The sequence below is a fragment of the Calothrix sp. CBUCES-K 9914 genome (assembly GCF_059640475.1).
In genome coordinates, this window is record NZ_JBXXZH010000331.1 from 1 (window position 1) to 8827 (window position 8827).

An 8827-nucleotide genomic window follows, 5' to 3' on the forward strand; every position below is an offset into this window, starting at 1 on the left:
CTTCATATTGGCTAGTAAATATTTAGGAGTAATGTGAGCAAATGAAATACCATTACACACTTTCATCTATATTAGTCGGCGCCTCAATTGTGCTAGTACAGCCGCAAGTAACTAATGCTTTGCCCTCAAGTGAGGTGACAAAGGTCGGAGCAGAAATTACCGTGCGAATTCTTTCTGACAGTAATAATCCTTATACTGGGACAGGTTCGGGAGTTATTGTTAAGCGTTCCAGCAATACTTATACAGTTCTTACAGCAGCTCATGTAGTACAAGAAAATAAAACATATCAAATATTTACATCAGACAAACAAAGTTATTCGACTAAAAATATAAAACGCATACCAGGCATAGATTTAGCGATTGCTGAATTCAATAGCAATAAAAATTATACAGTAGCCAAAATCGGCAACTCAGACAAAGCGACATATACAGCAACAACATACGTAGCAGGATTTCCAGCGAAAAATTCAACATCCACCGAAAGCCCAGAGTTAAAGATTCTTAAAGGTCAAATTAGCGCAAATGGTACAGGGCAGTCAGAGGGCTACAACTTAAGCTACGATCAGCGCACATCAAAAGGAATGAGTGGTGGACCAGTATTAAACGAGCAAGGAGAACTAATAGGAGTTCATGGCAAACTTGAATCTGAAGCTTCTGAGAGCAACCCTCAACAGATTGAAGTAGTTGGAGCCAAGGGAATACCTATTTATTTAGCATTGCGCTCAATGCTAGCTGTCGGGGTAGATGTAGGTGTACGTCCGCCTGGTACAGTTGTTGCACAGGCGCCTTCTGCCGATGATTTTTATCTTAAAGCAAATGAGAAGTATAATCGAAAAGACTATAGACAAGCAATAGAAGATTACTCCAAAGCAATTAGCTCTAAACCTAACTATCTAGAAGCTTATTTCAACCGAGGTAATTCTCGTTCTTATTTAGGAGACAATCAAGGGGCAATTAGTGATTACAATCAAGTTTTGAGAATTAATCCCAGATATGACGAGGCATACAATGCCCGGGGTTTAATATATCAGAATTTGGGAGATAACGAAAGGGCAATTACTGATTTTAATCAAGCTATTAAAATTAACCCAAAATCTGCATATGCATATAATAATCGAGGCATTGCTCGTTTTGAATTGGGTCGCAAAAGCGAGGGAATTCAAGATTTTAACCAAGTAATGATAATTGAACCAAACTTTGAATCGGCTTATTTTAATCGAGGTACTGCTTATTACAGATTGGGCGATTATAAAGGAGCAATTAGCGATTACACTAAAGCGATCAAATTAAATCCAAGTTATGGCTGGGCTTACTATAAAAGGGGTCTAGCTTATAAAAAATTGGGAGATAATCAAAAAGCAAACGATGATTATAATAAAGCACTTGTTTATTATACTCAAGACATAAAGATTTATCCTAATGACGCAGATACTTACTCCAAAAGAGGCGCTCTCTATTCTGAGTTAGGAAATAAAAAACAATCAATTGCCGATTACACTCGTTCTATCGGTATTAAGCCAAATGATGCCCAAGTTTACTATGACCGTGCTATTGCTTACTCAGACTTAGGAGAGAAAAAACTGGCAATAAATGATTATAGTCAAGCTATTAAGTTTAAGCCAAATTATGCTAATGCTTACTATAATCGCGGTAATGCCTACTCAGACTTAGGAGATACAAAACAAGCAATTGATGATTACACTCAAAGCATTAAGATAAAACCAACTGATTCTAATGCTTACCTAAATCGAGGAAATATATACAAAAAATTGGGAGATAAACAAAGAGCAAATGCTGATTACAATCAAGCTATTACTTATTATACCCAAGACATCAAGAGTAATCCTAACAATGCCAATGCTTTTTATTACCGAGGTAATGCCTACTTAAATCTAGAGGATAAGAAGCGGGCAATTGATAATTATACTCAATCTCTCAAAATTAATCCAACTAATTCAAATGTTTACCTAGTCCGAGGCAATGTTTATAGAGATTTAGGAGACGATAAAAAAGCAGACGCTGACTATAATCAAGCTATTGCTTATTACACTCAAGATATCAACAGTAATCCTAATAATGCCATAGCTTTATTTAATCGCGGTAAGGCACGGCTAACTTTACGCGATAAACAAGGAGCAATTAGCGATTATACAAAAGCCATCGAAATTAATCCAAATAATGCTGATATTTATGTAGAACGAGGTAAGCTTCGTTTCAACTTGGGGGATAAGCAAGGAGCTATTACTGATTTTGATCAAGCAATCAAGATTAACCCCAATTATTTGACCGCTTATATTGGTCGAGGTGCAGCCCGTAGCGACTTAGGAGACAATCAAGGAGCTATTTCTGATTACAACCAAGCAATTAAGATTAATCCTAAAAACGCTGAACCATACAACTCTTTAGGTGTTTTGTATTACTCCCAAGGAAAAATTTCTGATTCAATAGCTTACTATAAAAAAGCAATTGAATTAAATCCAAAGGATTCCTTAGTAATTAGTAATCTTGCATTTATTGAGTACGACCAACGTAATACTCAAGCGGCAATTAAGCATTGGCAGGATGCTATTGGTATTAATAGACAAAGTTATGAGTCTCTGTTTGCATTGGCAGTAGCATTATATAAAGATCAACCACAACGCAGTTTGGAACTAGCGAAAGAAGCACTGCGTTTGGAACCTCGCTTGGCAAATGTAGATTATCTCAAGAAAGAGCGAGTATGGTCAAACATCATACTTAATGATGCGAAACCGCTTTTGATATCACCAGAAATTCAAACCTTTCTCACTACGAATATGAAAAAATAGATTGTAAACTAATATCAGTATTGTATAGGTTCTGAAGATAGCTGATACCCCCCAAGTTATCGGTGGGTTGGGGGGATCAATTATTAGCCGACTAGTATTGAGATTAATACAAATCCTCTGCATTTATCCTTACATGTCAAAGAAACCGGGTTCCTAGCTTCTCTATACATAAGTCATGAAACTGATTCAATTAGTGTAAAAGCTGAACATCACTTCTATAGTAGATATGAAATTATACACATTATCATCGATATTAATCGGCGCCTCAATAGTCATAGTTCAACCGCAAATAGCGTGCGCTCTCTCAGTTGAGCAAATTGAACAAACAGCCAGAGAAATTACAGTAAAAATTGTTGATGCTCAAAACTCCACAAACTCAGGTTCAGGAGTAATTATCAAGCAAACTGGTAATACCTACACTGTTCTCACAGCTAAACACGTAGTTCAACAAGGTCAAAAAAGTCTGATTGCACCCGGTGGACGAACTTATCAAATTAAGAATACCAGGCAATTACAGGGCTTAGATTTAGTAATATTTGAATTTAGCAGTAATCAAAAATACACTCTCGCTAAAATTGGTAATTCCGATAAAATTGAGAAAACTTCGCTAGTTTATGTAGCCGGGTTTCCAGCAAAAACAGCAGCAGCACCTTTTGTTGACTTTCGGGTTAAAGTTAAATTATACTCTTAAATCTAAATCCTATAATCTATATGGCTGCTGTTACTATAAACTTTAATCACATCATCAAACTTACTGATGACGAATTTTACCAGCTTTGTCGGAATAACCCGGATGTAAAATTTGAACGCAATGTTAACGAAGAAATTATTGTAATGCCACCTACAGGAGGAGAAATAGGAAACCGCAACTCGGAGACTAATGCAGAGTTTGTAATTTGGAATCGAAAAACTAAGTTAGGTAAAGTATTTGACTCTTCTACCTGCTTCAAACTTCCTAATGGCGCCAACCGTTCTCCTGATGTATCGTGGATAAAACAAGATAGATGGGATACGCTTACTCCTAAACAGAAAGAAAAGTTTCCTCCAATTGCGCCAGATTTTGTATTAGAGTTAATGTCACCTACCGATACTTTGGAAGAAACGCAGGCGAAAATGCAGGAATATATTGACAATAAAGTAAAACTTGGCTGGTTAACCAACCCAAAAGCGCGCGCTGTTGAGATTTATCGCTTAGATAAGACTGTTGAGGTATTGGATAATCCTATCAATTTGTCGGGTGAGAATGTTTTGCCTGGTTTTGTTTTAGATTTGCAAGTTGTTTGGGGATAATTTTGTATAAGTTTACAATGCTATCGGTTCATTAATGCTATTTTTGTTTATTTGCTGTTGAAGGTTGGTTTAAACCAAGTTTCAATAATAATTCTTTGTGAGAAATATTTTTAGTACTTTCTTTTGACGTTCGCTGTTTCACTTCACCAATAGGAATATCAGATAGAGTCAATACAGGTAATGTTAAAGCTTGTTTAAAAAGTCAATATCATAACCTAGTTCTTCAAGCGTTCTTCCAAACGGTTCAACCGGATTTTCTGTACAGCTCACAATAGAGCCGTCTTCCGCATAAAAAACTTCACGAATCACATCATCACCATTATCCTCACTAAAAACACGATAGTTCCAGCTTAACATAATATATCCTCCTGTTTACCACAAAATAAAAAAGTGTTTCCTTGCTTTATTTTTAACCATAAATCATCCGTTACATCCGTTGTATCCGTTGCCAAAATATACTCACAACATTTTCGCAAAATAATACTCTTGATAAGGCATGGCGCCATCATCCATATCACGAACACCATTTTGTTCATATCCATGCTTACTATAAAAAGAATGCGCACGTGTAAATCTTTTATCCGACCAAAGGTATATTTGCTTAATATTATTTTGCTTACACCATTCAATAACAGTATCATGCATTTGCTGCGCTATTCCTTAACCACGATATTCTGGCAGTATATAAAATCGTTTTAACTAAAATCGTTTTAACGACGCTGTAGGTTCATCATCACTATTTATAGAGCGCTTTATAGCGATTGAAGCAATTATTTGCCCTGTATCGAGTTGTTCTACCCAAAATTCCCCATTTTGTAAATAATTTGCCTCTATATCAAGTAAATCACTATCGGCGCCTGACAAGTAAATACTATCTCCATACTCACGATATATACAATCAATCATCGTGATTATTAATTCTCGGTCTTGATACTGGTATCTTCTGAGCATATTTGATGTGGAGTAATAAATTAAACATCATAACTAAACGCAATCACATGCTCTGCATAATTTTAATTATGAAATCGTATTATAATTTGTGGAGAATCCGATAAACTACAATTGAATTAAAGCAATTATTATCGGGATAGGCGCCTACTGAAATTGACAACTAGGCAACTAGTTTTTCCAAGAGTTCTACTTTGTAAACGGCTTGATGAAACATTATGAAGCTTGGTGCATGTTTTAAAATTCTGAGTGTAACCGCATTTGCGCTCACTGCTACCACTGCTATGATAGAACCTAGTAATGCCCAATTTAATAAGTTTTATTGCGGGGTAAGTAATGGTGTACCAACGACGCTAGTTCGCACACCACGGGGAAATAAACCAATGATTCGTTGGGTTGACTCAGCTTTTCCTGCTCCTTGGACTCCCGTTCGACGTTGCGAGGATATATCCGTGCGTTTCCAAAGGTTTTTTAGTAACGGTACGCTCAATTTTTTACGCGCGGGGCAATTTAACGGTCAACCTGTACTATGCGTCGCTGGTTACAAGGGGGGTACTTGTTTACCAAGCGGTGTGTTAGTCACTCTCAAATCTGGTACAAATCCGCGTCAAGTTATGCAAAAACTACTTGATAACCGTGCTGGTAGTAGTAGCGATGGCGCCATACTTCTTAATGAAGGTAAAAGCCTCGAATATTCTACTATCGATAATGTCGATTACTTTGATATTCAGAAGATAATTGATGATAAGATGCAGTCAGACCAAGTTGAAACTGTCACGAACCAAGAGTAAATCCAACAATCGATGAATTGGCGCCAAAATTGTATTTTATTTATTGCCAGTTTTTGCGGTTTATCATTATTGTCGGCGCCCAAAGCACCGCAATTAATGGTTGCACTCGAACAACCCTCTGCCAAATCCCAACCGCAACTCCAAAAAATAGCCTCGTCAATTACAGTTAAAATCCTGGCAGGTGATTTTTTGGGGTCAGGGATATTAATTAAGAAAGAGGGACAATTTTATACAGTAGTCACTAATGCTCACGTACTTCGTGCTGGTAAGGCACCTTATCAAATTCAAACCGACAAGGGTCGATTATACACTGCTATACCAGTAAAGACATCAAATACAGTATCTCCCCTAACTTCTCAAAAGGAAGCTGATTTAGCATTATTACAGTTTCAGAGCGCCGATGTAAATTACCCCCTAGCATCGCTTGGTTCAACATCAAAGCTTAGTATTGGTAACGAAGTCTATGCAGCAGGGTTTCCGGGAGATACGCACTTCAACAAAGACATAGGGTTTACGCTTAAAACCGGTCGAGTCTCTCTAGTTCTCAATAAAGCGTTAGAAGGTGGTTATCAAATCGCTTACACAAATGATATTCAAAAAGGTATGAGTGGTGGACCTGTATTGAATAAAGCAGGTGAAGTTATCGCGATGAATGGTATGCACGCAGAACCACTTTGGGGTAATCCTTATATATATCAAGATGGTACTGAACCAACACCTGTTGATCTTAAACAAATGCAGCGTTACAGTTGGGGAATACCGTTAGAAAATTATCTTAAATCCTTACTTCCATAGAATTGATTTCCCGATATGAAATTTATAAATAATCTGCCTGCATTGCTATTAGGTGCTGCGGTTGTAGTAGTTCAACCACAAATAGCTTTTGGGTTATCACCATCACAAATCAATACCATTGCTAAAGGGTTTACCGTTCGTATTGGTGGAGATGGTGTCGGTTCAGGAGTAATTGTAGAACGTAAAGGCAACACTTATTACGTTCTCACCAATCAGCATGTAGTTGCTTCGGATGGTAGCTATGAAATTAAAACACATGACGGCGCCCGCTACATAACATCGCGCGTTCGAGAACTACCAGGGTATGATTTAGCAGTATTAGAATTTAGCAGTGTTCAAAATTACAACATAGCAACTGCCGGAAACTCTGACAAAGCATACGAAGGAATGCCAGTTTTTGTAGTTGGTTGGGCTTCTGGTATACCTGGAGTTACAGAAGAACGTAATTACCAATTTACCTACGGCAATATTCGCAGTCGTTTAGAAAGCGCTCAAAATGGTTATACTTTAGCCTATGACAACGGCGCCATACCCGGAATGAGTGGGGGTGCAGTATTAGACGAACAAGGAAATTTAATCGGTATCAACGGTATCGCGCGAGAAATTGAAAAACAAGGCAAACGCTTAGAATTTTTAAGGTTTGCGATTCCCATTAATATCTTCCTAACCGCGCGTAACCACGCAGTTTGGCGTAATCGCTAAATATATTGCTATAGTTTTGCTGAATAGTTAGAGTTATAAAAAGCATCTAATAAATCATTTATAAGGCTACTAAGTACCTTATCTAATTCTAACAAAATTTTAGATAATTCATCGTCATTATCACTTTTTAATAAAACTAATAAAACTAGATGATATACCTGGTTCTCTATATCTCTCGAAGACTGGATATATTGCAGTTCGTAAGTTTTGCAGCGCAATTCTAAATTTAAATTTTCTATTTTTGACTTCAAATTATCTATTAACTTTTGATGTTGGCAGTTTTGATTAGTTTCAACACCTCTAGATACTTGAACATGACTCTTTGAACGACGTATCTTGTAAGTCATTTTGTTAAACCTCATTTAACTAGCCAATTTTAGCTAAGTAAACCTCGCACTTATAAAACTAAGCGTATAGATTTTTGGCGCCACTGCGCGCGATTTTCTTTTACATCTTCAAATTACTACTAGCGAGCAAATAATCTATTCTATCTAGAGATGGATTGTAATATTAATATCTATTGTGTTCATGAATACAAGAAACCGAGTTTCTAGAACTCATCTCTCAGCTGAATTTCTTGATACACGCTATCTAACTCTTTTTGAGTAGATTATAGTTGATTTATTGTTGTATTTAATACTGTTTGTGCTGGATGATTCTTTCCTGCATACGATGCTCAAACCGACGCATCAAAGTAGTACGCTTATAAACAGTCAAATCGCAACCAAGGTGTTCATTCAGATAATTCAACAAAGCTTCAAATTTTTGTTCAAGATTAGGCATCTTAGAGGCTGTTTCATTCTAAAAAGGAAAATACTAGGCGCCGATAAATCCGGCATTACCAAACAAGATTTTGGTTGTCGGTTAACCTAAAAATCATGGTTATGGCTTTTATCTCTGGAGAATGAAACAGCCCTGCCTTGTTAAGGGGGTTGGGGTATTTTATAAAGCTACAGTATAATTTTAGACTTTTCAAACATCCTCTTATAACTAATTCCAAATAAATACATCTTAAGGTAGATGTAAAATAAAAATCAATTATTTTTCCATATAAAAATTCTGTTACTAGATGATGAAAGTGCCTACAGCAATTGTAACGAGCTTATCATTTTAGTCGCAATATTTAAATACTTATCATATTCACTTTCTTGAGCAGAATAAGTAACGATATACGCTGTATTATTTTTAACAGTCCAAATTGCCTTTCTTTTAATACCTAACTTATTATCTTTCCCTGAATAAACAACTTCATGCGCTGGCAAACTAGACAAACTCGGTAATGTTACAGTGTTCGATTCGTGTATTTTTGCATCTGGGAAATACTGAAGAATTTCGTTCAACCTTAAATTCGTGTAGCTTGCCAAAGCTAACGGTCGCTTTAAAGGCTGTATCTCTAATATAACCTCAGCAACAGGCTCTGAATCACTTTTATCAGATGGGGAAAATCTCGCCAGTTCACCTGTTGTTTTATCTTCGACTTCATTTTTTACCCAG

The 8827-nt window shown here is 36.7% G+C and carries 11 protein-coding genes and 1 pseudogene; 6 read left to right on the plus strand and 6 right to left on the minus strand.

The annotated features are described in order from the left end of the window. The first annotated feature begins 41 nt into the window (after positions 1-41). From AC2JBO_RS40040 to AC2JBO_RS40050, 3 genes are all read left to right on the plus strand, one after another. A complete protein-coding gene (locus AC2JBO_RS40040) occupies positions 42-2807 on the plus strand; it encodes a tetratricopeptide repeat protein (protein ID WP_496959196.1) in 2766 nt (921 codons plus the stop codon). Positions 2808-3033: 226 nt separating this feature from the next. Then, positions 3034-3498 carry a S1 family peptidase gene (locus AC2JBO_RS40045; protein ID WP_496959197.1) on the plus strand — a complete coding sequence of 155 codons (465 nt, stop codon included), beginning with the start codon at positions 3034-3036 and terminating at the stop codon, positions 3496-3498. Positions 3499-3518: 20 nt separating this feature from the next. After that, the gene (locus tag AC2JBO_RS40050) at positions 3519-4097 is read left to right on the plus strand and encodes a Uma2 family endonuclease (protein WP_496959198.1); all 579 of its coding nucleotides are present in this window, start codon (positions 3519-3521) and stop codon (positions 4095-4097) included. A gap of 183 nt (positions 4098-4280) precedes the next feature. Here AC2JBO_RS40050 and AC2JBO_RS40055 read toward each other — a convergent pair whose 3' ends face one another. From AC2JBO_RS40055 to AC2JBO_RS40065, 3 genes are all read right to left on the minus strand, one after another. Further along, positions 4281-4454 (minus strand): hypothetical protein, encoded by a 174-nt coding sequence (locus AC2JBO_RS40055; RefSeq protein ID WP_496959199.1) that lies wholly within the window; start codon positions 4452-4454, stop codon positions 4281-4283. 102 nt (positions 4455-4556) lie between these two features. After that, a complete protein-coding gene (locus tag AC2JBO_RS40060) occupies positions 4557-4754 on the minus strand; it encodes a GNAT family N-acetyltransferase (protein WP_496959206.1) in 198 nt (65 codons plus the stop codon). A 42-nt stretch (positions 4755-4796) separates the two neighbouring features. Then, the gene (locus AC2JBO_RS40065) at positions 4797-5048 is read right to left on the minus strand and encodes a hypothetical protein (protein ID WP_496959200.1); all 252 of its coding nucleotides are present in this window, start codon (positions 5046-5048) and stop codon (positions 4797-4799) included. 215 nt (positions 5049-5263) lie between these two features. Between AC2JBO_RS40065 and AC2JBO_RS40070 the strand changes: the two genes are divergently transcribed. Genes AC2JBO_RS40070 through AC2JBO_RS40080 form a run of 3 tightly spaced genes read left to right on the plus strand, consistent with a single transcriptional unit; the run spans position 5264 to position 7333 of the window. Next, positions 5264-5836: a COP23 domain-containing protein gene (locus AC2JBO_RS40070; RefSeq protein WP_496959201.1), complete on the plus strand. Its 573-nt coding sequence runs from the start codon at positions 5264-5266 to the stop codon at positions 5834-5836. Positions 5837-5848: 12 nt separating this feature from the next. Continuing rightward, complete coding sequence (locus tag AC2JBO_RS40075) at positions 5849-6631, plus strand: S1 family peptidase (protein WP_496959202.1); 783 nt, start codon at positions 5849-5851, stop codon at positions 6629-6631. Positions 6632-6646: 15 nt separating this feature from the next. Beyond that, positions 6647-7333 (plus strand): S1 family peptidase, encoded by a 687-nt coding sequence (locus tag AC2JBO_RS40080; protein ID WP_496959203.1) that lies wholly within the window; start codon positions 6647-6649, stop codon positions 7331-7333. An 8-nt stretch (positions 7334-7341) separates the two neighbouring features. Here AC2JBO_RS40080 and AC2JBO_RS40085 read toward each other — a convergent pair whose 3' ends face one another. The 3 genes and pseudogenes from AC2JBO_RS40085 to AC2JBO_RS40095 all read right to left on the minus strand — a co-directional run. Next, positions 7342-7680 (minus strand): hypothetical protein, encoded by a 339-nt coding sequence (locus AC2JBO_RS40085; protein ID WP_496959204.1) that lies wholly within the window; start codon positions 7678-7680, stop codon positions 7342-7344. Between the two features lie 286 nt (positions 7681-7966). Next, positions 7967-8116, minus strand: coding sequence for a hypothetical protein (locus tag AC2JBO_RS40090; protein WP_496959205.1), 150 nt, complete (start codon positions 8114-8116; stop codon positions 7967-7969). Between the two features lie 299 nt (positions 8117-8415). Next, positions 8416-8827 (minus strand): annotated as a pseudogene (locus tag AC2JBO_RS40095) (serine/threonine protein kinase); the annotation flags it as partial.